Annotated in this window: 17 protein-coding genes; 6 read left to right on the top strand and 11 right to left on the bottom strand. The window is 48.2% G+C overall.

Annotation, left to right across the window (positions count from 1 at the left end; genetic code table 11):
• Positions 1–48: 48 nt before the first annotated feature.
• The 3 genes from BMZ54_RS02245 to BMZ54_RS02235 form a co-directional block, all read right to left on the bottom strand.
• Positions 49–2,073, bottom strand: coding sequence for a T9SS type B sorting domain-containing protein (locus BMZ54_RS02245; RefSeq protein WP_089906516.1), 2,025 nt, complete (start codon positions 2,071–2,073; stop codon positions 49–51).
• A gap of 196 nt (positions 2,074–2,269) precedes the next feature.
• Complete coding sequence (locus BMZ54_RS02240; RefSeq protein WP_089906515.1) at positions 2,270–3,298, bottom strand: asparaginase; 1,029 nt, start codon at positions 3,296–3,298, stop codon at positions 2,270–2,272.
• 42 nt (positions 3,299–3,340) lie between these two features.
• Positions 3,341–4,111, bottom strand: coding sequence for a TatD family hydrolase (locus tag BMZ54_RS02235; protein ID WP_089906514.1), 771 nt, complete (start codon positions 4,109–4,111; stop codon positions 3,341–3,343).
• A 120-nt stretch (positions 4,112–4,231) separates the two neighbouring features.
• Here BMZ54_RS02235 and BMZ54_RS02230 point away from each other — a divergent pair, with 120 nt between their 5' ends.
• Positions 4,232–5,107 (top strand): hypothetical protein, encoded by an 876-nt coding sequence (locus BMZ54_RS02230; protein ID WP_089906513.1) that lies wholly within the window; start codon positions 4,232–4,234, stop codon positions 5,105–5,107.
• A gap of 258 nt (positions 5,108–5,365) precedes the next feature.
• Here BMZ54_RS02230 and BMZ54_RS02225 read toward each other — a convergent pair whose 3' ends face one another.
• Positions 5,366–5,998 (bottom strand): polysaccharide deacetylase family protein, encoded by a 633-nt coding sequence (locus BMZ54_RS02225; RefSeq protein ID WP_089906512.1) that lies wholly within the window; start codon positions 5,996–5,998, stop codon positions 5,366–5,368.
• Positions 5,999–6,491: 493 nt separating this feature from the next.
• On the opposite strand from BMZ54_RS02225, the gene gltX reads away from it, so the two are divergent.
• Positions 6,492–8,024 carry a glutamate--tRNA ligase gene (gene gltX / locus BMZ54_RS02220; RefSeq protein WP_089906511.1) on the top strand — a complete coding sequence of 511 codons (1,533 nt, stop codon included), beginning with the start codon at positions 6,492–6,494 and terminating at the stop codon, positions 8,022–8,024.
• Between the two features lie 97 nt (positions 8,025–8,121).
• Here the strand turns inward: gltX and BMZ54_RS02215 are convergent, their stop codons facing one another.
• Positions 8,122–9,789: a glutamine--tRNA ligase/YqeY domain fusion protein gene (locus BMZ54_RS02215; RefSeq protein WP_089906510.1), complete on the bottom strand. Its 1,668-nt coding sequence runs from the start codon at positions 9,787–9,789 to the stop codon at positions 8,122–8,124.
• A gap of 272 nt (positions 9,790–10,061) precedes the next feature.
• On the opposite strand from BMZ54_RS02215, the gene BMZ54_RS02210 reads away from it, so the two are divergent.
• From BMZ54_RS02210 to fumC, 4 genes are all read left to right on the top strand, one after another.
• On the top strand, positions 10,062–10,481 hold the full coding sequence (locus BMZ54_RS02210; RefSeq protein ID WP_089906509.1) for a cobalamin B12-binding domain-containing protein: 420 nt from the start codon (positions 10,062–10,064) through the stop codon (positions 10,479–10,481).
• 112 nt (positions 10,482–10,593) lie between these two features.
• Positions 10,594–11,379, top strand: a complete 786-nt coding sequence (locus BMZ54_RS02205; protein ID WP_202909119.1) for an outer membrane beta-barrel protein — start codon at positions 10,594–10,596, stop codon at positions 11,377–11,379.
• Positions 11,380–11,492: 113 nt separating this feature from the next.
• Positions 11,493–12,269: an enoyl-CoA hydratase/isomerase family protein gene (locus BMZ54_RS02200; protein WP_089906508.1), complete on the top strand. Its 777-nt coding sequence runs from the start codon at positions 11,493–11,495 to the stop codon at positions 12,267–12,269.
• Positions 12,270–12,464: 195 nt separating this feature from the next.
• Entirely contained in the window at positions 12,465–13,865 is a 1,401-nt protein-coding gene (gene fumC, locus BMZ54_RS02195) for a class II fumarate hydratase (protein ID WP_089906507.1), read from the top strand.
• 79 nt (positions 13,866–13,944) lie between these two features.
• Here the strand turns inward: fumC and BMZ54_RS02190 are convergent, their stop codons facing one another.
• The 6 genes from BMZ54_RS02190 to gldG form a co-directional block, all read right to left on the bottom strand.
• Positions 13,945–14,916 (bottom strand): sulfite exporter TauE/SafE family protein, encoded by a 972-nt coding sequence (locus BMZ54_RS02190; RefSeq protein ID WP_089906506.1) that lies wholly within the window; start codon positions 14,914–14,916, stop codon positions 13,945–13,947.
• A 135-nt stretch (positions 14,917–15,051) separates the two neighbouring features.
• Positions 15,052–17,922, bottom strand: coding sequence for a TonB-dependent receptor (locus BMZ54_RS02185; RefSeq protein WP_089906505.1), 2,871 nt, complete (start codon positions 17,920–17,922; stop codon positions 15,052–15,054).
• Between the two features lie 607 nt (positions 17,923–18,529).
• A complete protein-coding gene (locus BMZ54_RS02180) occupies positions 18,530–19,192 on the bottom strand; it encodes a lipoprotein signal peptidase (RefSeq protein ID WP_089906504.1) in 663 nt (220 codons plus the stop codon).
• A gap of 110 nt (positions 19,193–19,302) precedes the next feature.
• A complete protein-coding gene (locus tag BMZ54_RS02175) occupies positions 19,303–21,828 on the bottom strand; it encodes a bifunctional UDP-N-acetylmuramoyl-tripeptide:D-alanyl-D-alanine ligase/alanine racemase (protein WP_238386462.1) in 2,526 nt (841 codons plus the stop codon).
• 37 nt (positions 21,829–21,865) lie between these two features.
• On the bottom strand, positions 21,866–22,813 hold the full coding sequence (locus BMZ54_RS02170; protein ID WP_089906502.1) for a TerC/Alx family metal homeostasis membrane protein: 948 nt from the start codon (positions 22,811–22,813) through the stop codon (positions 21,866–21,868).
• Positions 22,814–23,021: 208 nt separating this feature from the next.
• A complete protein-coding gene (gldG, locus tag BMZ54_RS02165; protein WP_089906501.1) occupies positions 23,022–25,457 on the bottom strand; it encodes a gliding motility-associated ABC transporter substrate-binding protein GldG in 2,436 nt (811 codons plus the stop codon).
• Positions 25,458–25,642 lie beyond the last annotated feature (185 nt).

Genomic DNA, 25,642 nt, shown 5'->3' with positions numbered 1-25,642 from the left:
AGGCCGCAGTACTATTAAATAGCTATAATGGACAAAGTAGTATATGCGTTACCGTAGTAAAACGGTTACGCCCTTCTTGAATACTTTTTCGCCGGTATCTTTGTTGGTGTAACTAAGCATCCAGACATAGGTGCCTATAGGTTGCGGCCTTCCGGATACAGTACCATCCCACTTATGACGCCAGTCGTTGGTTTCAAAAATAAGCTGGCCCAGGCGGTTGAAAATGGAGAATTTGAGGTTAATTGCTTTATAACCGTTTAGCGGATACAGGTAGTCATTTGTACCATCGCCATTCGGGGTAAAACCTGTGGGCACATCTATATAGCAGCTGGCCACGGCTTTAATGAGGTGATAAGCCGTATCAAAACAGTTCATGCTGCTTTGCGCAATAAGCATCACATTATAATCCCTGTCTTCTTTTAACTGCGGATAGCTTTGCGGTAATGGATTCGTTGCTGTGGTAACTATACCATTCCCAAACAGCCAGCGGTAGCCAATAATATTTTTGCCACTGCTTTTGTTGGTAAAAGTAGTAGCATCCTGCGGGCATAGTATGTCGGCAGATGCGGTGAAATCTGCATGCAGCTCATTGTCCAGCAGAATATTCTGTGTGCTGCTGTCGCTGCAAACATCATTAGATACGGTTAGCTGAATGGTATGCGGGCCAAAAACATCATAGGATTTAATGGGGTTTTGCGCATTGCTGAATGTATTGCCATCAGAGTTCCATACCCATTTATTTACGCCGTTGGCGCCATTGTGTGTTAATGCTAATGTATCATATTCACAATGCAGGCGCATGGTGTAGGTGAAATCCGCATTCACGGTATCGCTGGTATTAAAGGGAAGCGAGGTGCCTGCAGGTGTAGGCTTCCAGCATTCACTTAATAAGGTATTACCATCACTGCCGGTTTTTAAGGTTACCTGGTAGGCGCCGCCCCGGTAAATGGGGCTGGCCAGCTGCAGGATAACAGTATCTGTAAGCCCATTCTGGCAAATGCCTGCGGCGCTTTGTATGTTAACGGCGTTGCTGCCGCTGATAGTAAAATCACTGCCATTGGCTGCAATGGAGCTGCAGCGCACCGGATCGGATAATACCACCTTTACCTGCTGCGGTTTGCAGCTTACCGGTTCAATATGATCCAGGTAAGAGGGCATTTGTACATCTACCATAAAAGGAGTAACCGGTACGTTTGGACCGGTGGGGGCTGGATTGGAACAGTAATCCAGCAGCGAGTTACCATCTGTACCGTTCTTTAAGCTTATGCTGTAATTGCCGGGCGGTAAAGGCCCGCTAAGGGTTAATATAATGGAGTCCATATCAAACCCATTCACATCACAATTTACACCTGTAGCCCCGGTAATGGTTACCCCTGCGCCGGTTAGCGCAAAATCGCTGCCATTGGCGGCCAGGCTGTTGCATCGTACTTTTTTATTCAGCTTTACCCCAATACCCGGTACGCCGCAATGGTAACCTGCATGATCTATCTTCGTGATCCCGGGGTCTGTAATGCTGGCGGTGCCACCGTTAAAAGCAAGATCGTACCCGCTTTGTGAATCGGAAAAATGGCTGATGAGCAGCAGGTACTCATGTCCTCTTTGTATAACCGGCATGGAGCTCCATAAGGGCTGGCCAAAACCGCCACATACCTCATGTGCAGCGCCTGCGCTGGATGCGCCGGTAATGCCATACTCGCCGGACCAGCCGGAGGCTACGAACAGCTGTTTGTTGGTGAACACTTCCCGTAAATTGCGATTGGTAACATCAAACAGCTGCCAGTCATAATCTTCCTGCAAGGTATGCGGGGTAATGGTAAAACCCAGGGTGCCGGTGGTGAAACAGGTAAATTTATACCAGAAAGGATTTTTATCAGTGTATACATCCGGACAGTTAATGCCAGGAACAGTTCTGCCGCCACAGATAGGTACGGATGCCTGTGTGAAGGTTTTAGTACCGCACACCGGGAAAGCTGTTTCCGGAGTTTGCCCATTGGTTGTGCACAGTACTGTTTGCGCACATAAGGGCTTCGTAACAAACAATACCAGCAGCAGTGGCAGCAGAAAATATTTCATTTGTATGAAGGTCAGATAAGCATTATAGGTTTTAAAAATAAAAAAAAATTCCGGGAGAATCCGTGTTATTTGATAACGTTTGAGGGCGCACGTTAGTTACAAAAGAGAGGTGGAGATGTACAAATAAGTATATGTGCGGATGAAAGACATTCGTCTCAATTCATTTACACATTCACATATTTGCACATCTGCATATTTAATCGGTAATAGGTGTTAGCTCGCCGCGCAGGGATTGTTCTATCAGGCGTTTGGTGTCTTCCAGGGGCAGCTCCTGGCCCAGTACGAACATCAGTTTTGTGATGGCTGCTTCAAACGTCATATCATGGCCGCTTATAACACCTATCTCTTTGAGGTACTGGCTGGTCTCATATTTACCCAGCTCCACGGAGCCACCATCACACTGTGTGATATCTATTACAATGGCGCCTTTATCAATTACCTTTTTTAAGCTTTCAATAAACCAGGGCTGCGTGTTGGCGTTGCCGTTACCAAAGGTTTCCAGTATTACGCCTTTAAGCCCGGGCACACTAAGCGTAGCTTCCACACATTTACGGGTAATGCCGGGAAATACTTTCAGCACCGTTACATTATCATCCAGGTGCTTATGCACTTTCAGCGGCTGCTGCGGGTGGGGTAATACGGATTCCCTTTTATATTTGATATCAATGCCTGCTTCGGCCAGGGGCGGGTAGTTCATGGAATAAAAAGCCTCAAACTTTTCCGCGTTATATTTTTTGGAACGGTTGCCGCGGAACAGGGAAAAGTCGAAGTAAATACATACCTCCGGTACCATCACATGCCCGTTTTGCCGGGTAGCGGCAATTTCCATGGCAGTGATAATATTTTCCTTGGCATCCGTACGGATCTTACCAATAGGCAGCTGGGAGCCGGTGAGTATTACCGGTTTGGAAAGGTTTTCCAGCATAAAGCTGAGGGCTGATGCAGTAAAGGCCATGGTATCGGAACCATGCAGGATCACAAAACCATCATAGCGGTCATACCGGTCTTCTATAATGCTGGCCAGCTCCACCCATATTTCCGGGTGCATGTCGGATGAGTCAATGGGCGGGTTAAAGGTGTACACGTAAAAATCGATCCCCATCCGGTACAGTTCCGGTAAATTATTACGGATCTCATTAAAACCTATCGGGCGCAATGCTTTCGTCTTTTCGTCGAAGATCATGCCTACCGTGCCGCCCGTATAAATAATCAGGATTTTACTCATCTCGAAACACCTAAAATTGCCGCAAAGGTATCCACTTATATATTAAATGGATTTGAATAATTTATGGGCATTGCTGCTTGTTATAGCAGCCACTTCCTCAATTTTTAGATGTTTTACATCCGCTACCATCTGCCCAATAAGGGGAATGTAGGCGCTTTCATTCCGTTTGCCCCGGTAGGGTACCGGCGCCAGATAAGGGGCATCTGTTTCCATTACAATATGCTGCAGGTCAATTTGTTCTACTATTTTATCCAGGCCCGATTTCTTGAAGGTCACCACCCCGCCTATGCCCAGGTAAAAACCCAGGTCTATGACCTCCCGGGCCTCTTCCAGCGTGCCGGAAAAGCAGTGGAATACCCCGCTTAGGCCGCCATCCTGCAGGGCTTTTACATCATCAATACACTCGCGGGTGCTTTCCCGGCTGTGGATCACTACCGGCAGCCGGTAAGCTTTGGCCATTTCCAGCTGCTCCCGGAAGGCCTGGTGCTGCTGGGCTGTAAAGGTTTTATCCCAGTAAAAGTCCAGTCCTATCTCGCCTACGGCTATGAAAGGCCGTTTTTCCAGCCACTCCCGCACCCAGGCCATTTCGGCCTTTACATTTTCCGTTACATAACAGGGGTGCAGCCCCATCATGGCAAAACATTGCCCCGGGTACCGGGCTTCCAGGTCCAGCATGCCGGGAATGGAAGCTTCATCTATATTGGGTAACAGCATTTTATGCACACCGGCTTCCAGGGAGCGGGCTATCATGGCTTCCCGGTCCTGGGCAAATTCCTTACTGTATAAATGGGCGTGCGTATCTATCCACTGCATAACGTATAATTAACAAATGATATATTAATATTAAGTAGGAAATAATTAAATTTGTAATATTTTTAATATCTGATTAAACCTTCGGCACAAAGTTAAAGTCCTAAAAAAAACTATCCTATCATGAAAAATTTTTGTTTTAACCGCATCTTTGCCGCTGTATTGATACTGTTAGCTACTGCTACTATCTTCTTTGCGTGCAGTAAGAGCAACGAAGCAACACCTGATACCAATGCGAATGACAACAAAGCCCTGGCTGCAGCTTCTTATGAAGCCCAGGCAAGCACCCTTTACGACGACCTTTTTGATGTGACGTTATCCGTTGGTGATGACCAGGGCCTTAACACCAGTGGCCGTAAGGCAACTGGTACACCCGGCCAGTTTAAGCTGGGAGCTTGTTATAAATTTAACATAGATGACGTTACTATAGATAAATGGCCTAAAACCCTGACCCTGGACTTTGGTACCGGTTGTACAGGTACAGACGGCCGCGTACGTGCCGGTAAAGTGATCATCACTATCAGCAATTACATTATGAAGCCGGGTACCATCATTAATATTACCCTGGATGGCTATTCAGTGAACCAGGTACAGCTGAAAGGTACAAAGGTGATCACCAACCAAAGCAGCGGCACTACCTTTAAATACAGCACCAAAGTAACCGATGGCATTATTAAGCTGGATACCCTGACCTTTGGCTATAGCTGCGAAAAAGTTATTACCCAGGTAGAGGGCGGCAACACACCGTTTGTAACGGAAGACGATTCTTACAGCGGTACCGGTACTGCCAGCTTAACTTACCCTGGTGGTACTATTGTTACCTACACTACCAAAGAGCCGCTGATCAAAGCTTTGAAATGCGCCTGGATAGGAAAAGGTAAAGCAGATGTTACTTTTGACCAGGTAACTGCTACCATTGATTATGGCGCCGGCATCTGCGATGATTCCGCTACCGTAAGCATTGGCGATAAAGTGAAAGGTGTGATACTGCCGAGATAATAAATTCAATTACGAATTACGACCCCGCGATACGGGGCATGAGCACCATTGAAAATGATTATGAATGCGAATAATTACGAATGGAATGCAGCGGAGATTGGTGTAGTAATTGAATAAATTAAATAAAAAGCGGAAGGTTTGAAGTTAAAGGTGTAATACCTGCTTCAAACCTTTCGCTTTTATATTCTTAATACCACGAATTATGATTGATATATGAAGTATTTCCAATCATTCGTAATTGACAATTCGTAATTTTCTCTACTTCCCTACCGGAATCGCCTCCATTCCCCATTGCTGTTTTTTACAAAATTCCAGCACACGGGGAAGGGCATACGAAAGCCGGTCCCAGGCTTTGGTGCTGTCATGAAATACAATAATAGAACCTGGCTTTGCTTTAAACACTACATTTTGCACACAGGCCTCTCCGTCAATAGCTGTATCAAAATCCCCGCTTAACACATCCCACATGATCACCTGCGCCTGCGGGATCTTATTTTTCAATGCTTTTATCTGGAAAGGGGTAATGCGTCCATACGGCGGGCGGAACAAAGGTGAATCAATGTACTGCCGGGCTTCCAGGATGTTCTGGATGTACGTATCTGTGCCTGTTTTCCAGCCATTGAGGTGCTGGTGGGTATGGTTGCCCACGGTGTGCCCCTCCTCCAGCAGCTGCTGGTAAATTTGCGGATATTCCTTTACGTTCTTGCCTATACAAAAAAAGGTGCCTTTGGCATTGTACTTCTTCAGCTGTTCCAGCACAAAAGGAGTGGCCTGTGGGTGCGGGCCATCGTCAAAAGTAAGGTACACCGCTTGTTTGGCCGGTGAAAGGCTCCAGGTGCAGCTCCTGTACAGGGCTTTCAGGATGCCGGGTGTTTTGGTCAGGTAAAACATACAGTTGTAGTTTGCAGCCAGGGGCAAGTTAATAATTAGTTGGCAGTTGCCAGTGAGCAGTTGGCAGTCAGTATCAAGTTTGCAATTTGCGGGCGCTTAGCGGTTGGTTACTGGCGGTCGGGGTAACTTTTTAGGATGGCTACTACCGTTTTTACTATTTAATCCGTTATAACTATTGCCTATTGCAGATCTTGCCGCTCGCAACTGTCCACTGCCCGCTATTCCTCGTTTGCCCAAATTGTTATCTATTGCCGACCTTGTGCCCACAGCTGCCAGCTATTTCCATTTACAAACTTTGTCCCTTGCAGATCTTGCCGCTTACAACTGTTCACTGCCCGCTATTTCCGTTTGCCCAAATTGCTATTTATTGCCGACCTTGTGCCCACAGCCGCCAGCTATTTTCTAGTTACAAACTATTGTCTATTGCAGATTTTGCCGTTCACAACTGACCACTGTCAACTAAAGACTGCCAACTAATTATTAACTTGCGCCTATGGAACACCAAAAAGTAAGAGTACGTTTTGCCCCCAGCCCTACCGGTGGCCTGCACCTGGGTGGGGTGCGCACGGTTTTATTCAATTATTTGTTTGCCAGGAAGCATAAAGGCGACTTTGTGCTGCGTATAGAAGATACAGACCAGACCCGTTATGTAGAGGGTGCGGAAGAATATATTCTTGAATGCCTGCGCTGGTGCGGCTTAAATGCTGATGAAGGACCGCATGTGGGCGGCCCGTACGCGCCCTACCGGCAAAGCGAACGTAAAGAGCTGTACCGCCAGTATGCTGAGCAGCTGGTAAAAGATGGATATGCCTATTATGCATTTGACACACCCGAAGAGCTGGATGAAATGCGTACCCGCCTGAAAACGGAAGAGAATCCATCCCCGCAATATAATCACATTGTACGTGCACACATGCGCAATTCCCTGCGCCTGCTGCCGGAAGAAACCGCTGCTTTATTGGCAACCGGTACCCCGCATGTGATCCGCATTAAAATGCCCGCCAATGAAGAAATATCTTTTACAGATATGATCCGCGGCGATGTACAGTTTAATACCGGCACCGTAGATGATAAAGTGCTGCTGAAAGCAGACGGCATGCCTACCTATCACCTGGCGGTAGTGGTGGATGATTATTTAATGAAGATCAGCCATGCCTTCCGTGGGGAAGAATGGCTGCCCTCCGCCCCTGTGCATATTATGCTGTGGCGTTACCTGGGCTGGCAAAACCATATGCCGCAATGGGCACACCTGCCGCTGATCTTACGTCCGGATGGGAATGGTAAGCTCAGCAAACGGGATGGCGATCGTTTAGGCTTCCCCGTATATGCCATGAACTGGAAAGATCCCCGCACCGGCGATTTTACCAAGGGTTTCCGCGAAATGGGCTACCTGCCGGAAGCATTTGTAAATATGCTGGCCATGCTGGGCTGGAATGATGGCACGGAACAGGAATTGTTCACTATAGAAGAGCTGATAGAAAAGTTCTCTATGGAACGCGTACACCATGCCGGAGCCAAGTTCAATATTGAAAAGGCCAACTGGTTCAACCATCAATATATTGTAAAGGCCGATAACCAGCGCCTGGCGCAGCTGTTTATGCCTGTGCTGAAAGAGAAAGGTGTACAGGCTTCTGAAGAATATGTGGCTACCATTGTAGGAATGGTAAAAGAGCGCTGCAACCTGGTTAATGAAATATGGGATCATGGTTTCTTCTTTTTCCAGCAGCCGGAGAATTATGACCTTAGCCCCGTAAAACCGAAGTGGAATGCAGATAAACGCCAGTTCTTCCTGGACTGGGCTTCTGTGCTGGAAACGCTGTCTGATTTCTCTTTACACTCCGTAGAGGAAAGCTTTAAACAGCTGGCTACGTCTATGAATATTAAAGTAGGAGAGCTGCAGCTGCCTTTCCGCATTATGCTGTGCGGCGGTAAGTTTGGCCCGCCGGTATTTAATATTGCTGAAACATTGGGCAAGCATGAAACCATCGCAAGAATTATGAAGGCGCTGACATTACTGGATGCATAATCTTTATGTATCCCACACCTCAAAGGTGTGGCACACATATAAATAAAAACGCTCCGAAGGTATTACCTCCGGAGCGTTTCATTTATAAAACTATTCCTTAACCTTTTTTAGCTTCCTTGGCCCAGGTATCCTTTAAGGTTACCGTGCGGTTCAGCACCAGCTTTTCAGGCGTGGTATCAGGGTCTACGCAGAAGTAACCTTTGCGCAGGAACTGGAAACGGTCGCCGGGTTTGGCGCTGGCCAGCGCAGGCTCTATCAGCGCATTCTCCACGACCTGTAAAGAATCCGGGTTAATGTAAGATTTAAAATCACCTTCCTCGTTGTTCGGGTCATCTACTTTAAACAGGCGGTCGTACAGGCGCACTTCTGCTTTGGCGGCATGCGCTGCGCTTACCCAGTGAATGGTGCCTTTTACGGTAAGGCCGCTGCTATCGCCACCACTGCGGCTTTCCGGCAGGTAAGAGCAGTAGATGGTGGTAATGTTACCATCCGCATCCTTATCAAAGCTATCGCATTTGATGATGTAGGCATACTTCAGGCGTACCATATTGCCGGGGCCCAGGCGGAAAAATTTCTTGGGAGGGTTCTCCATAAAATCATCCCGCTCTATGTACAGCGTGTTGCTGAAGGGAAGGATGCGGGTGCCGGCACTTTCATCTTCCGGGTTGTTCTCTGCCTGCAGCTCTTCCACTTGTCCTTCCGGATAGTTGGTGATCACCAGCTTCACGGGATCAGTTACTACCATTACGCGGTTAGCAGTACGGTTCAGCTCTTCACGGATGAAGTATTCCAGCAGGCTTACCTCAATCAGGTTATCCCGCTTCTGTATCCCAATACGGTCACAGAAGGTGCGGATGCTGGCCGGTGTAAAGCCACGGCGGCGCAGGGCGCTGATGGTAGGCATGCGGGGATCGTCCCAGCCGCGAACAAAACCCTCTTCTACCAGCTGCTTCAGTTTTCGTTTGCTCATTACCGTGTAGTTCAGGTTCAGGCGGGCAAACTCATACTGGTGGGAAGGGAAGATCTCCAGCTTCTCAATAAACCAGTCGTACAGCGGGCGATGCGGTACAAACTCCAGCGTACATATGGAGTGGGTAATATGCTCTATGCTATCGCTTTGGCCGTGCGCAAAATCGTACATGGGATAAATGCACCATTTATCACCGGTACGGTGATGGTGTGCATGCTTAATGCGGTACATAATAGGATCGCGCATGTGCATGTTGGGCGATGCCATATCTACTTTGGCCCGCAGTACTTTGGCGCCATCCTTAAACTCACCGTTCTTCATTTTTTCAAACAGCTGTAGGTTCTCTTCCACGCCGCGGTTACGGTAAGGGCTATCTTTTCCCGGTTCAGTTGGCGTGCCTTTCAGGGCCGCTATTTCCTCCGCAGTAGAATCATCCACATAAGCCAGCCCTTTTTTAATGAGGGCTACTGCAAAATTGTATATCTGCTCAAAATAGTCGGATGCATACAGTTCGTTGGCCCACTCAAAGCCCAGCCATTTAATGTCGGCCTTAATGGAATCCACGTACTCCGTATCTTCTGTTACCGGGTTGGTATCGTCAAAACGCAGGTTGGTTTGCCCGTTGTATTTCTGGGCCAGCCCAAAGTTGAGACATATAGATTTGGCGTGCCCAATATGCAGGTAGCCATTGGGTTCCGGCGGGAAACGGGTATGCACCCGGCCGCCATTAGCGCCTTTTGCGAGATCTTCTTCTATGATCTGTTCTAAAAAGTTGAGAGATCTTTCTTCACTCATATTAAACCGGTTGTAATTTTACGGATGGCAAAGGTAAGGAAAATTGGTCCATGGTCGATGGTCCATAGTCCATGGCCTATTTCGGGAGCAAAGAAAGTACATGGTCAGGCTGATGCGTAGCGGATCCATACTGTATTTTGCTTGGAGGCCCCCCGGCTACCTGCTATACCCGCAGTACTCCTGGCGACGCAGCAGGCAATGGACTATGGACCATTGACCATGGACTCCACACAAAAATACCTACATTTACCCCTCAATATCTAACACATCAAATGGTCAACCCTTTGAAACGCCCGTTGCGGGTACTGGTAGCTAAAGTAGGCCTGGACGGCCATGACCGTGGGGCCAAGGTAATAGCCGCTGCCCTGCGCGATGCCGGTATGGAAGTTATTTACACCGGACTGCGCCAGACCCCGGAAATGGTGGTAAGCGCCGCCCTGCAGGAAGATGTGGACGCCATTGGCATCAGCATACTCTCCGGCGCTCATATGACCGTGTTTCCACGTATTATATCCCTCATGAAAGAAAAAGGTATGGATGATGTGCTGCTTACCGGCGGCGGTATTATTCCCGATACCGACATGCAGGCCCTGCAGCAGCTGGGTGTAGGCAAGCTGTTTCCCCCGGGCACGCATACACAGGAAATAGCGAACTATATTTCCGGCTGGGTAGCGGAGCACAGAAATTTTTAAAGCTTGCAACCTTTTTCACGGTCATTCGTCTTTTAAATAGCAGCTTGAAAAGTATAGGGAAACAGGCACAATAACTGCTCCTATATAACTAACCGCTTAAAAAATCCAACGAATGAAAATGAAACGTTACCTGATCCTTCTTGCAGCAGCCTGCCTGTTGCAGTGTAGTGTTTTTGCACAGGAAAAAACAGATTCCACCAAAGATTGGAAAAAGATGGCCTTCGGCGAGTATGCCGGTGGTAAAAAGAACAAGGTGTACACTTCCTGGGGTGGCGATGGGCCTTTGCTGTCTTTTGCTACCAGTGTAAAAGATAATGGCGTGCATGTGCGCAATATTCCCCGCTTTACCTTTTTTGTAAATATAGGCACCAACTTCAACTACGATTTTAATAAGAACTTCGGCATCTTCACCGGTTTGAATATCAAGAACATTGGACTGATCACCAAAGCCAACGACTCTGTAAAGCTGAAACGCCGTGTATATACGCTGGGAGTGCCTTTGGGCTTTAAGATCGGCGACCTGCGCCACGGCCGCCTCTTCTTTTTTGCCGGCGGCTCTTATGACCTGGCCTTTAATTATAAAGAGAAACAGTTTTTGAATGGTGATAAGAAACACAAATTTAATGAATGGTTCAGCGACCGTACGCCCCTGCTTATGCCTTCCGTGTTTGCCGGTTTCCGTTTCCAGCCGGGCTTTGGGCTGAAAGTGCAGTATTACCTGAATGATTTCTTTAACCACGATTTCCAGGAAACCGTGAACGGTGTGGCTACACAACCCTACAAAAACCTGGAAGCAAAAATGTTCTTTGTAACGCTGAGTTATGATTTTGGGCGCATAAACTATCACAAGGATAAGTATAAGCACAAGCACCACTATCACGCAGAAAGTAACTTTTAGTATCTGCCATACTAAACCCGATCAGAATGGTGTTACCTGGCCTGGCCGGGTAACACCATTTTATGTTGGCGCTAATTCAATAACTTAGTTGTGTAAAACCAAAACAAGTAACCATGTACGAAACCATCAGCACCACCCTGACAGATGATATTTTGATCATAGCCATTAACCGCCCGGATAAGATGAACGCCCTGAACCAGACCGTGATGAATGAGCTGGCGCTGGCTGTGGATGAGGTGTACAAGAAAAAGGAGATTAAAAGCGCCATTATTACCGGTACCGGTGAAAAGGCTTTTATTGCCGGGGCAGATATCTCAGAGTTCCTGGAACTGTCGCCGGAGCAGGGCGCTGCATTAGCTAAAAAAGGGCATACCATTTTCCAGCGTATAGAAGAATGTCCGAAGCCTATTATAGCAGCTGTGAACGGTTTTGCACTGGGCGGTGGCTGTGAGCTGGCCATGGCCTGCCATTTTCGTATAGCCAGCACCAATGCAAAATTCGGGCAGCCGGAGGTGAACCTGGGTCTGATACCCGGCTACGGAGGCACCCAGCGCCTTACGCAGCTGGTAGGCAAAGGCAGGGCCCTGGAGCTGATGATGACGGCCGATATGGTGAGCGCGGCAGATGCGCATGCCATGGGACTGGTGAACCATGTAGTGGAAAAGGAAGCGCTGCTGGACAAGGCCAAAGAAATACTGCAAAAGATACATGCCAAAGCGCCGCTAGCCATAGCCGGGGTGATCAAATGCGCCAACGCCGCCCTGGATGGGGATGTGGATGGTTTTGCCCTGGAGATTAACGAGTTTTCTTCCTGTTTCGCCACCCAGGACCTGCAGGAAGGGGCAGCAGCGTTTATACAGAAACGGAAAGCGAACTTTACCGGGGAATAGGATACAATTACGAATTATTCAATTACGAATTACGAATGGAAGCCTTTTTATTGAGGACCAGGTATTAGCCTGCCTGTAGCATATTGCAGCTTGCTGCATAGTGCGTACTATATCGATACTGTTTACCTAATTCGTAATTGACCAATTCGTAATTCGTAATTCTTTATGTAGGTTTGTGGCTCAAAATTCAAGCATATGGAATTCAGAATAGAGAAAGACACGATGGGCGAGGTACAGGTACCCGTAAATGCCTATTATGGCGCTCAAACCCAACGCTCCATTGACAATTTCAAGATAGCACAGGACATTAATAAAATGCCCAAAGAGATCATCCGCGCATTTGCCTATCTGAAAAAAGCGGCCGCGCTTACCAACCTGGATGCCGGTGTGCTGCCTAAAGAAAAGGCCGACCTCATTGGCCAGGTATGCGACGAGATCCTGGAAGGCAAGCTGGATGCTGAATTTCCCCTGGTAGTATGGCAAACCGGTTCCGGTACCCAGTCTAACATGAATGTGAATGAAGTGGTAGCTTACCGCGCCCATGTGATCAACGGTGGCCAGCTTACTGATAAGGATAAGGTGATACACCCCAATGACGATGTAAATAAATCTCAATCCTCCAACGATACGTTCCCTACCGCCATGCACATTGCTGCATACAAAATGCTGGTAGAGGTAACCATTCCCGGCATCCGGAAACTGCGGAATACCCTGGCGCAAAAGTCGCAGGACTTTATGCACGTGGTAAAAATAGGCCGTACCCACTTTATGGATGCTACGCCCCTTACCGTAGGCCAGGAGCTGAGCGGGTATGTATCCCAGCTGGATCATGGCCTGAAAGCCATTCACAATACCCTGGCGCACCTGAGCGAGCTGGCTTTGGGCGGTACTGCGGTAGGTACGGGCATTAATACCCCGAAGAACTATTCCGTAAATGTAGCCCGGCATATTGCCAACCTGACCGGCATTCCCTTTATTACTGCAGAAAATAAATTTGAGGCGCTGGCTGCGCACGACGCTATTGTGGAAGCACATGGCGCGCTGAAAACCGTAGCCGTAAGCCTCATGAAAATAGCCAATGATATCCGTATGCTGAGCTCCGGCCCACGTTCAGGTATCGGTGAGCTGTTCATCCCGGACAATGAGCCCGGTTCTTCCATTATGCCCGGTAAGGTAAACCCTACCCAGTGTGAGGCGCTTACCATGATAGCCGCACAGGTAATGGGGAACGATGTTGCCATTGGTATTGGCGGCGCCAACGGCCATTTTGAGCTGAATGTGTTTAAGCCGGTAATGATCTACAACTTCCTGCACAGCGCCCGCCTGATAGGTGATGGCTGTGTAAGCTTTAATGATAAATGTGCAGAAGGTTTAGCACCTATTGAAGCCAACATTAAAAAGCACGTTGATAATTCACTGATGCTGGTAACTTCCCTGAACACAAAGATCGGTTACTATAAGGCAGCAGAGATTGCGCAGAAAGCCCATAAAGAAGGCACTACCTTGAAAGAAATGGCGGTGAAGCTGGGATATGTTACACCGGAGCAGTTTGACGAGTGGGTAGACCCGGCCAACATGGTAGGGGAAATTAAGTAACTACACATGTGCAGATATACAAAAAGTGCAAATGGGATAACCATTTGCACTTTTTTATTTTAAGACGGTTTAGTAAATATTATTTGTAAATACTTAAGTAGATCGTGCGCAGGCTGAGGATGATCACCATAATACCCACCATGATCATGAGCGGTTTGCGTTTGATCTTACGTACCAGGATGGCTGCAAAGGGAGAAGCGATCACCCCGCCAATAATCAGCCCTACCACTACCTGCCAGCTACTGATGCCGGTGAAGATCAGGAAGGTAACAGCGCTGGAAGCAGAGATGAAAAATTCCGCAGCATTTACGGAGCCAATAGTATAATGTACAGTGCGGCCCTTGCTTAATAAGGTAGAGGTCACAATAGGTCCCCATCCGCCGCCGCCAACAGCATCCATAAAACCACCTATAAAAGCCAGTGGGCCCAGGCGTTTTACTTTGCTTTTCCGGCGCTGGCTTTGTAAACCTTTTCTGATGATGATAAAACCCAGTATCATAAGATAAGCGCTCATAAAGGGTTTGATCACATTGCCGTCAATCTTGTCAGATAACAGGTACGCACCTATGATAGCGCCTGCCATACCAGGTATAAGCAGGTATAAGAATAATTTTTTGTTTACGTTACCCAGCTTAAAGTGTGCAATGCCGGAAGCGCCGGTAGTGAACACTTCTGCTACGTGCACGCTGGCACTGGCAATGGCCGGGGGAATACCCAGGCCCAGTAACAGGGAGGAGGAAGTAGCTCCATAAGCCATGCCCAGGGCGCCATCTACCATTTGAGCGGCTAAGCCCACTCCTATATAAAATAATAGCTGTGAAGTAAAAAGGGATTGTATGAAGTGATATACCCGGGTTTGGGTAGCTGCCGGCACATTGTAATAATAGGTGACCCACAGGCCGGCTATGGTAACAATTGACAGCAGGGTAATAATTACCCACAGGCCACGCTTTTTCTTATTTTCTTCGTTTACCAGCGTTATAAGCATTTCCTGCCTTCTCAGCGTAGCCGGTTGTTGTTCCAGTTTGTCTATCACCTCGTTATGCGACATAATACTTAAACGTTATATAGTCTATATGAATTATAGACTAAAGGTAGCCGGAATAAACAGCAAATCCAAATAAAAGCAAAAAAAAGTCCCGGGTTTTTGCTCCCGGGACCTATCCTATAATGATTGGTTCTTTAATTAAGATCCTTTCTTTTTGAAAACCCCATCATACGTAATAGTTACATAATATAAGCCGCGCATGGTAGGCCCGCCCACATACTGGAAATAAGCGGTATTTAAGATATTGGAGCCGCCTACTTTAATAGTGGTGCTCAGCTTGGGCAGCTGGTAGCTAACCTGCGCATCAACCGTGTTGTAGGCCGGCACATCGCCATTGCCAAACAGGTTTTGCCAGTAAAAGGTATCCTGCCAGTGCCATACAATGTTAAATCCTACATTGGGTAACACCGCCCGGTTGCCAAAGCTTATGTTGGTGAACCACCGCGGCGTGTTGAAACCAGGGATCAGGGCGTCGTCTTTGGTTTTGTCCTGCGCCAGCTTGTTGTAGTTGACATTACCGCTGATGGTATAGGTTTTATAGAAGTTGTAAGACAGCGCTAATGCTGCTCCGTAGTTTTCCACGGTAGATTTACTGTTGGTCCATACCCGGTAGCGGTTTTGCTTGCTCTTATCCAGCATTTGCAGCAGCACATCGGAAGTAGGTGTGTTCACATCCCCGCTCTGCGGCACGGCTACTTCTACCTGGCCTATGAAATGTTTATAGGAGTTGTAATATCCATCTACATCCACAAACACTTTGTTATCAAATAAAACGCTTTTGTAACCGGCTTCAAATGCGTGGATCTGTTCCGGCACAATGGGGTCCAGGTTAGCTACTTTCAGTATAGAAGCATTCTGGGCCGCTGCATTTTCAGTGGTCATGCCCGGGTTGGCGTTAATGGTGCGGTTAGTAGCCGTACCAAAGGCTGTTACGGTAGAGGTAAGGAAGGAGTTCTTGAAATAACCCAGTCCATCCTCAATAAACGCCAGCCCGCCTACACGCCGTACCTGCCCGTTGTTTACGAAGGAATAGGCTTCAAACAGGGAGGGGAAGCGGAAACCGTTCTGCCAGGATACGCGGATATTGTGCTTCTGATCTTTGGTAGTATATACTGCGGCTATACGCGGGTTTATTTTACCGCCAAACTCCTGGTTCTTGTCGTACCGTAAGGAGCCGGTGAGTTTAATAGCCTCGTTAAAGAAGGTTTTGGAAACCTGTACAAAGCCGCCTACTTTGCCGTACCAGATATGTTTTCCGCCGGGCTGGTTGCGTTTGTCCAGCGAGCGGGTAAAGTCCACGAAGTTGTTTCCATCGGGGATGATCTCATAGGTACGGTAATCAGCGCCTATCAGTACATCGGCAAAATGAACGTACTGGCGCAGGTTCCAGGTACCTTCTGTATGGTAAAAGCGGCTCATTTGCAGTAAGGCTGCACCGCCGGATTTGTTGGTAGAGTCTTTGGATACCGGGTAAATATCCCAGTCGTTAATGCTTTTGATCTTGGCTAACTGCGCATCAAATGCAGCGGTGCCGGGTGTCCAGCGGCCATTATCTGCAGCAGCGCGTGCTGCGCGGTGGGCGCTTACCAGGTCGCCGGGAGTGGCGGTGAGGGCGTCATTAAGCGCTTTGGTATAATCCGCTTTCCACTGGTTATCTGATTTAAAGGATTTCTCCAGGTTATCGGCCAGCGGGTTCATATTGTAGGAGTCGCCGGTGTTTTCAATGGAGATGTAGGAGCGCAGGGTAAAATCATTATGCACCAGCTCCAGCTTGTGGTTCTGCACCAATACATTCTTTAAACCAATACGGTTACCACGCTGAAAGAAGCCATCCATCAGGCCTACACGGTATGCATAAGACAATTCCAGCTTAGGATTGATCTTATAATGCAGGGCTGCATCGGCTTTTACATTCTTTACACCATAATCGCCTACCAGGTCTTTTTCCCAGTAACCGGTGCGATGTACATTGTAGGCGCGGCCGTCTTTATCCTTAATAGCAATATCTGTCTGGTCTGCATATTTATTCCACGCATCATTGGCAATGTTATCTGCACCGCTTAGCTGCGGAAAGTCAGGATTGGCCTTGCTTTGCGGGTTAAAGTCATTATGGCTGTCGGCATACCAGTCGGTACCCTTCATGTAGCTGAAATTCACTTTAAATGCCCATTTATCATTGATCGCCTGCGCATAACGGATGGCAGTTTCCGTGATGGGCTTGGGTGAGCTGCCTTTACCATCAAAATGGTTAAAGGCCACCTTCTGCATTACGCTTACGCCCTGGTACTGAAAGGGATTTTTAGTGACAAGGTTAGACATGCCGTTAATGGCGTTCATGCCATACAGGGCAGAAGATGCGCCGGGCGTAACCTCCACGCTTAAGATATCAAGCTCTGTGGGCCCGATGGCGTTACCCAAAGGTACGCCCAGGGTAGCGGCCTGGTTATCCACCCCATCTACCAGCTGCATGAACCGGAAGTTATTGGGCACGTTAAAGCCGCGGGTGTTGAACACTTTAAAGGTAAGGCCGGCTGTGGTCATCTGCACGCCTTTGAGGTTGCCGATAGCGTCGTAAAAAGAGGCTGCGGGCGTGGATTTCAGCGCCCGTATGTCCAGCTTTTCAATGGCTACCGGTGATTTTAACAGCTTTTCCTGCTGGCGGCTGGCAGATACCACCACTTCATTCACCAGTAAGGATTGGGTATATAATTGTATCTGCAGGCGGCTGTTGCTGTTACGTACATCAAATTCCTGCGGTTGGTAGCCAATGAGGCGTACCACCAGCCGGTAGGGGAATTTGGTGTTGGTGGTCAGCTCAAAATGTCCGGTGCTGTCTGTTGTGGTGCCAAAAGAAGTGTTCTTTATCTGGATGGAGGCGCCGGGAAGGGCCTCTCCCTTATCATCTACGATCCGTCCGGCTATAATATAGCTGCCATTCAGCTGCGCCTGTGCCAGTACAGGTAGTAGCAGTAGTAACAGCCACAGGTAGGTAGACTTAATTCGTTGCATTGTAGTTTATTTGGTGGTAAAGTTTTTAATGTATGGTAGGTATAGATTAATAATGTATTGTGTATGCGCTGTTTACACAACATCGGTCAAAGGCATACTGTATATGAGCACTCCTAAAAATCATATAGTCTATAGAATTTGTGGACAAATGTATAAAAGGGAATTAACTTTTCAAAGCTGGGAGAAAAAAAGTCCGAAAATGAGGGGGAGAGGGGGAATGAGAAGATGTGCAAATGTGCTGATTTGCGATGTACAGATGGAGTAATGTGCTGGTATGCTAATGTGCTAATTTGTTGGTTGGGATGCTTTAAAGGGTTGATCTGATATGCTAATATGTAAGTTTGATTTGTGCCTAAATGTGTATGCTGATGACGGTTAATAGAATTATTTGAATGTGTTGATGCTTGTTGAGAGGTGTTTGGATAAAGCAAAAGACCTGTCAGATTCAAATACATCTTTCAGGTTCTTGTCCATCTGCTCATATATGGAGTGGGGATGATGTTTTGGCAAACGACAATGCATATACGTAAATGCCCCTACCCATGGAAAGCAAGGTAGCGTTCATATATAATGAATAACAGATTGTGAATGACCGGCGGAGAATGCTTTATTCTACTGCGCCATTTACCACGGCCTCATTACGCGTGCCGTTATCGCTCGTAGTTTCCACGCGTTTGCTGAAAAAGCGGCGCTGGAACACCAGGATGGTAATTACCCCGGTAGAAATGGCTGCATCTGCAATATTAAATACGGGACGGAAGAAAATAAAATAATCGCCGCCCTTGATAGGGATCCATTTAGGCAGGTAACCTTCATAAATAGGGAAGTACAGCATATCTACCACCCGGCCGTGTAAAAAGGCGCCGTAACCGCCTTCCTTTGGCATAAAACGGGCAATATCATAGCTGCTGTCACTGAAAATAAGCCCGTAGAACATACTGTCTATTAGGTTGCCCGCTGCACCGGCCAGTATCAGGGAGCCGCAAATGAGCAAGCCGGTATGGAATTTCTGGGCTACCAGCTTGCGCATGTACCAGAAACCAATTACCACGGCTACCAGGCGAAATAAGGTCAGCAATATTTTACCGAAGTCCCCTCCGAACTTTAGGCCATACGCCATTCCTTCATTTTCAATGAAATGAATGCGGAACCAGTTGGGGAGGATCACAAACTCCTGCTGCATATACAGGTGAGTTTTTATCCAAAACTTCAGCGCCTGGTCTATGATCAGGATCAATACTACGATAAATACGACGTGACGATATTTCATAATGGTTTAGTGCTGTTTATGTAAACCGCAAAACTGTACCGGTAACGGCTGTTCTGAAGGAACACAAATTTTACCAAAAATAATAGATTTATTTAAAGTGGAAAGCGGTATTACTCTTCAAAATAAATCCTTTTTACCCGCTGGGAGATCCCGGTCAGGATCTCATAGGGAATCGTGCCTGCCCAGGAGGCTATCTGCTGCACGGGCAGCTGCTGCCCGAAAACGATCACTTCATCACCTTCCGCTACTTCGGGAATATGGGTTACATCCAGCATCAGCATATCCATGGCCACTATACCAGCTACCGGGGCCAGCTGCCCGCGCACGAGCATCTTCCCTACCCCATTGCTCAGGGAGCGGGGATATCCATCGGCATAGCCTATACGAACCGTGGCAATTACAGCCGGGCCGGGGGCGGCCCATGTGGCGCCGTAGCCTACGGTTTCTCCTTCAGAGAGGTATTTAAGCTGGGCAATGGTGGTTTTAAGGGTGCTTACATTTTGCAGCTTTTCCTGCATTTCACCGTTGCCGCTGTCAATACCGTACATGCCAATGCCCAGGCGCACCATATCCAGCTGAAGGTCCGGGTGGCGCTGTATGGCGGCGCTGTTGGCTATATGACGTATGCCAATATATCCCAGCGCTTTTTGCAGCTCATGGCTCATTTCATAGAACAGGCGGCCCTGCCGGCGGGTGAATTCGTCCATGGCAGGGTCTTCGCTGGCAGCCAGGTGGCTGAAAATAGACTTCACTTTCAGCTGCCCGTTCTCCGTAAGAATGCGGGCCAGGGCAGGAATATCCTTTTTATCAAATCCCAGGCGGTGCATGCCGGTATCCAGCTTCACGTGAATGGGAAAATCTGTTTTACCGCTGGTACGCACCTCTTCCTCAAACTGCTGCAACAGCAGCAGGGAGTAAATTTCCGGCTCCAGGTTCCATTGCAGGATGGCGTCAAAAGAGCTGGGCTCCGGGTTCATGACCATAATGGGCATGGTGATACCGGCGCGGCGCAGCTCCACCCCTTCATCCGCATAGGCCACGGTCAGGTAATCAATGCCGTGGAACTGCAGCAGGTTGGCTATTTCAAAACTGCCGCTGCCATAGGAAAAAGCCTTTACCATGGCCATCACTTTAGTTTCCGGCTTCAGGAGCGCCTGGTATTGTTTTACATTATGGGCAATGGCGCTCAGGTTAATTTCCAGGATGGTCTGGTGCACTTTATGCTCCAGCAGCTTGCCAATACGCTCAAACTTGAACGCGCGGGCGCCTTTCAGCAAAATGGTCTCATGCTGAAAATCCTGCTGGCTGAACTGCTGGATAAACGCTTCCATAGTGGGAAAGAACTGGCTTTTTAAGCCCGGTATATCCTGGAAGGCGCGTGTTTCGCGGCTAATATTCTTGCCAATGCCAATCAGGCGGTGAATGCCTTTTTTCTTCAGCATGCCGGCTACTTCTTCATACAGGGAAGCATCGCTACGGCCGCTTTGCAAAATATCACTGAGTATAACCGTACGCGTAGGATGCTGTTGCTGCTGCTGTAAAAAATCCAGCGCAATGGCCAGCGATCCCAGGTCGGAGTTATAGCTGTCGTTAATGATAGAGCTGTTGTTAATGCCCTGTTTCAGCTCCAGGCGCATGGCGATATTACCCAGCAGGTCCATCCGCTGGCGGATCACCTGGTGGTCAATACCCATATACAGCATCAGCGCCCAGCAATGAATGGCGTTTTCCACGGAACCCTCATCCACAAAAGGAATGCTGATATAGATGGGTGCGTTCTGGTACAGCGCATCAATACGGGTGCAGGCGTGATCTTTATCTACACTGATAATGCGCAGGTCTGCATCTGTTTTGCGCGACCAGGCCAGCAGCTGTAAGCCCTGCTGGTTATCCCGCTTACCGATCTGCGAGTGAAATTGAAGCACACATTCATTCAGCTCCAGGTAATCTTTACTGTAAATAAGCACGTCGCTTTTGGCAAACAGCACCAGCTTTTCATTGATCTTCTGGCGCCGGTTCAGGAAGCCTTCATTATGCGCTTCGCCAATGTTGGTGAAAATACCGATGGTAGGGCGGATGATCTTTTCCAGGTGCTCCATTTCACCGGGCTGGGAAATACCGGCTTCAAAAATGGCCAACTGGTTGGCGGCTTCCATTTGCCATACGGATAAGGGCACGCCTGTTTGCGAGTTATAGCTTTTAGGGCTGCGTACAATATTGTAATCCTTTTCCAGCAGCTGGAACAGCCATTCCTTGACAATGGTTTTACCGTTACTGCCAGTAATGCCTATGACCGGAATGTGGAACTGCTGCCGGTGCCAGGCTACCAGCGTTTGCAGGGCCTGCAGGGTATCTTTTACCAGGATGATGTTAGCATCAGGGTACAGTTCCAGCGGCAGGTGCTCGCTCACCAGGAAGTTACGGACCCCTTTTTCATATAATTCGGGGATGTACTGGTGAGCATTGCGCCGTGTGCTGACGATTGGAATAAAAAGCGAGGTCTCCGGAAATATCAATTTCCTGCTGTCCAGCAAAATATGCGCTATCTCCGGTGCTCCTGCGTCCTGCAAAAGTTCTCCTTTCAGGATCTTACTGATACTTGCTGCGTTATACATAGTTTCTCTGTCTGTTGGCATCTGGCAGGCTGACTCTTTACCCGCCAATGCGCCTGAATTACTTTTCTGAAGTTACCTTTTCCGGTACTCTTTTCTTCTTATGATAGATGGAGTACAGGATAGCGCCGCCCAAACAACATACAATCACTATGAGCGACACATATACCGGCATATGAAAATGAAAAATTTCTGCCAGCATCTTTACACCTATAAATATCAGTACAATGGCAATACCCTGCTGCAGGTAATCAAACTGGTCCACCGCACCCCGTAACAGGAAGAACAGGGAGCGCAGGCCCAGCACAGCAAAGATATTGGAAGTATACACTACCAGCGGCTCTTGTGAAATGGCAAATACGGCGGGAATAGAATCCAGCGCAAACAGCACATCGGTTACCGCCAGCATCACCACTACTATACTGAGGCTGGTGAAATATACTTTATTATTTTTTTTAACAGTGAAGCGGCCGTGCGGCTCTTCATGTGTAATGCGCATGTATTTGCTCATAAACCGGTAGGCAATATTTTCCTCCGGTTTAAACTCCTCATCCTGGTCTACCACAAACATTTTAATACCGGTGTACACCAGGAAGGCGCCAAATACATACAGGATCCAGGTGAAGCGGGCTATCAGCGCTGCGCCGACCGTGATAAAAACAGCGCGTAACACAATGGCCATGAGGATACCGATGAGCAGCACACGCGCATAGCTGCTTTCTTTTATTTTAAAGAAGCCGAAGATGAGGATGAACACAAAAATATTATCAATAGAAAGCGACCACTCCATGAGGTAGGCGCTCAGATAGCTGATGGCTGTTTCATGCCCGTTCTCATACCACACAAATCCAAAGAAGACTAACGACAAACCTACCCAGAAAGAGGTTTGCAACAATGCTTTTTTAATAGAGACAGTAGTTGATTTTTTACTTAATAAACCCAGGTCAAAGATCAGCGCCAGGACGATAACGATGCCAAAAATTAGATACGTCCACTGTGTGGGTGTCATGCAGCCGTTTAATGTTTAGTGAATGGCAAAGATAATAGATTTAGTTTATGGTCTATAGTCCATAGTCGATGGTCCATTGCCTAGTTCGTATGGATGTAGTACAGGTAAAGTTGTAGTAAAACGTATTTAACGGACGCCGCAGTACCAAGTTATTGGAGTAGGCAATGGACTATGGACCATGGACCATGGACAGCGGCCCGCAGGGCCGCTACTCAAACTTACGCTGCCGTATAAACTGGAATACCATGGCAAATAAAAGTATCAGGCCTACGGGCACCAGGAAACAGATGACCTGCCATTTGGTGCGTTCCTGTTTTATTTTTTGCGCATCCAGCAGGCGCAGGGTCACTTCCTTATTGCGCGTTTCCATAATGCCGGAGGTGTTGGTGAGGTATTCCAGGCAGTTCAGGAAAAATTCTTTATTGGCAAATACAAAATCCGGGTTAAAGGAATTGATACCCATTTGAAGCGGCCCATCTTTACGGGATACAGCATTGGTAATAATATCACCGTCGCTGATCACGATCATTTTATTAATAGTATCTGCCTTGTCGCGGAAAGGCTCGCCGGAGACCACTTCCACGGCAGCCTGCTGTGCTTTATCCAGCCGGTGGCGGAACAGGGAGGTAAAACGGCCTTCCAGCAGCACGGCGGCGGGCAGGTAAGCCTGCCGGTAATCGCGCGGGTTGGGCTTGGTGCGCACACTTTCCCAGCTTATTTCTGCCGGGGTACGTATGCTGCGGCTGCTGCGGGAGGAGGTGAGCAGGATGGTTTTGGTAACATCTTCCCCTTTAATAGTATCAATGGAGCTGGTAAAATGGCTCAGCACCAGGTCCATATTTTTTACAATGGGATGGCTGCCGGTGGGCGACAGCAGCGGGAAGTACGGGAAGGGCACCGGCCGTATCTGCGGTTTGTTGCCCATATTGCCTACTACCAGCGGCACCAGGTCTGACTGCAGATCCTGGATCAGGTCCGGGTTAATGCGTACCCCGTAACGGAACAGCAGGTCTTCCAGGTTCAGGCCACGGTCAAATGCAATAAAGGAATTCTGCTGCTGCAGGCTGTCCATGCTGGCATTCAGCACATCCAGGCACCACAGCACTTTGCCGCCCTTCATCACATACTGGTCTATTTTCAGCTTATCATCATCCGTAAACTTTTGTGTAGGCCTTGCAAACAGCAACAGGTCAAAATCGCGGGGAATATGGCTGTTGCCCTGCAGGGAAAAAGTATCCAGCTGGTAATTGCTTTGCACAGTGGTAAGCGCGTCGTATACCTCTGCGCCTAAAGACTCCCCATTGCCCAGCATATAACCTACCAGTGGTTTGCGGGGTTGCTGCAGCTTGTAAATGGCATTAATGAACTGGTATTCCAGCAGCGCTTCTGAATTGCTCATAGCGGCTGTAGGATCCTGCCCACCCTGGCTTTTCAGCAGGTTTACGCCAATGCTTTTATCCTTGTAATGCACCAGGGCGCCGGGGAAAATAAGCTTTTCGGAAAAACCTTCATTGGCATCCTGCTGCACCTGAAGATTAAAAGGCATGATACCTTTGGCTACCAGCTCCTGCTGAAAGGCCGCCCGTGCGCTGTCTGCCATGCCCTGGCCGGGGCCCTGGAAAGAGAAGCGGATGTTTTTACCGCCATATTCCCGGAACTCGCTCAGCAGCTCTTCTGTGGCCTGCGCCAGCTGCTTAAAAGCTGCGGGATAATCGCCTTTCAGGAACACTTCTATGGTAACGGTGCTATCCAGCCCGCGTAATAATTGTTTGGTGGAGGGGGCCAGGGTATATCTTTTTTCGGCGGTAAGGTCGGCACGGCCATGTATATACGCTGCTGCCACATTTACGCCTATTAAAGCCACTACTATTACCAGCGCGCGCTGCAGGTACTTTTTCTGGTTGCCGGAGCTTTGCCATACCCGGCGCTGCAGGGATAGCTTGCTGAGGAACAGCATCAGCACAATTACGCTGGCAAAATAGATCACATCCCGGCTATCTATTACACCCCGGCTAATGGAGGTGTAATGGAATTTTATACCGGCCATTTGCAGGTAATAATCCGCCCCGCCGGAAAAGGCCGGGATCTTGCTCAACGCATCAAACCCATTATAAAAAAGGAAACAGGTGAAAACCGCTACCAGGAAGGCTACCACAGCATTCCCCGTAAGGGAGGATGCCCAGATGCCAATGGCGGTGAATACAATACCCAGCAACAACAGGCCCAGGTAAGAGCCGGCAATGCCGCCATTGTCCAGGTGCACAGTGGGGGCGCTAAGCTGCTGAATGGCTAAATAATATACCAGTGTGGGAATAAGCGATATCAATACAATTAATGCGCTGGCCCAGAACTTACCCTGCACTATCTGCCACCAGGTAAGGGGCTTGGTGCTGAGCAGCTCTATGGTGCCGGACCGGAACTCATCTGCAAAGCTGCGCATGGTAATGGCCGGGATCAGTAAAAGGTAAATGATGGGCGCCAGCTCAAAAAGCGGGTCCAGGTTGGCATAACCAAAGTCCAGCAGGCTGGTATCCGGGAATACAAAGAGCAGCAGCCCGTTTGCCAGTAAAAAAAGGATGATGGCCACATAGCCAGTGATACTGCTGAAGAACTGATGTATTTCCTTTCTGAAGATGGCTATCATAGCATTAATAAAAGTACAAATATATTAGAACGGTGGAAATCTGTACTTATTATTTTAAAAGGGGGGAACAAAGGTTGTAATTGTAAGTCAGTGGGTTACTATAGGAAAGTAGATGGGGGAGTGAAAGGTTTTGGCTACAGGTAGCTGGTGACTACCTGCTGCCTGCAGGGGCATGCAGTAATGGT

This window comes from Chitinophaga rupis (genome assembly GCF_900109685.1).
In the GTDB taxonomy this organism is placed as follows: domain Bacteria; phylum Bacteroidota; class Bacteroidia; order Chitinophagales; family Chitinophagaceae; genus Chitinophaga; species Chitinophaga rupis.
The sequence above is the reverse complement of the archived record's forward strand: the minus strand, read 5'-3'. Positions and strand labels throughout refer to the sequence as shown.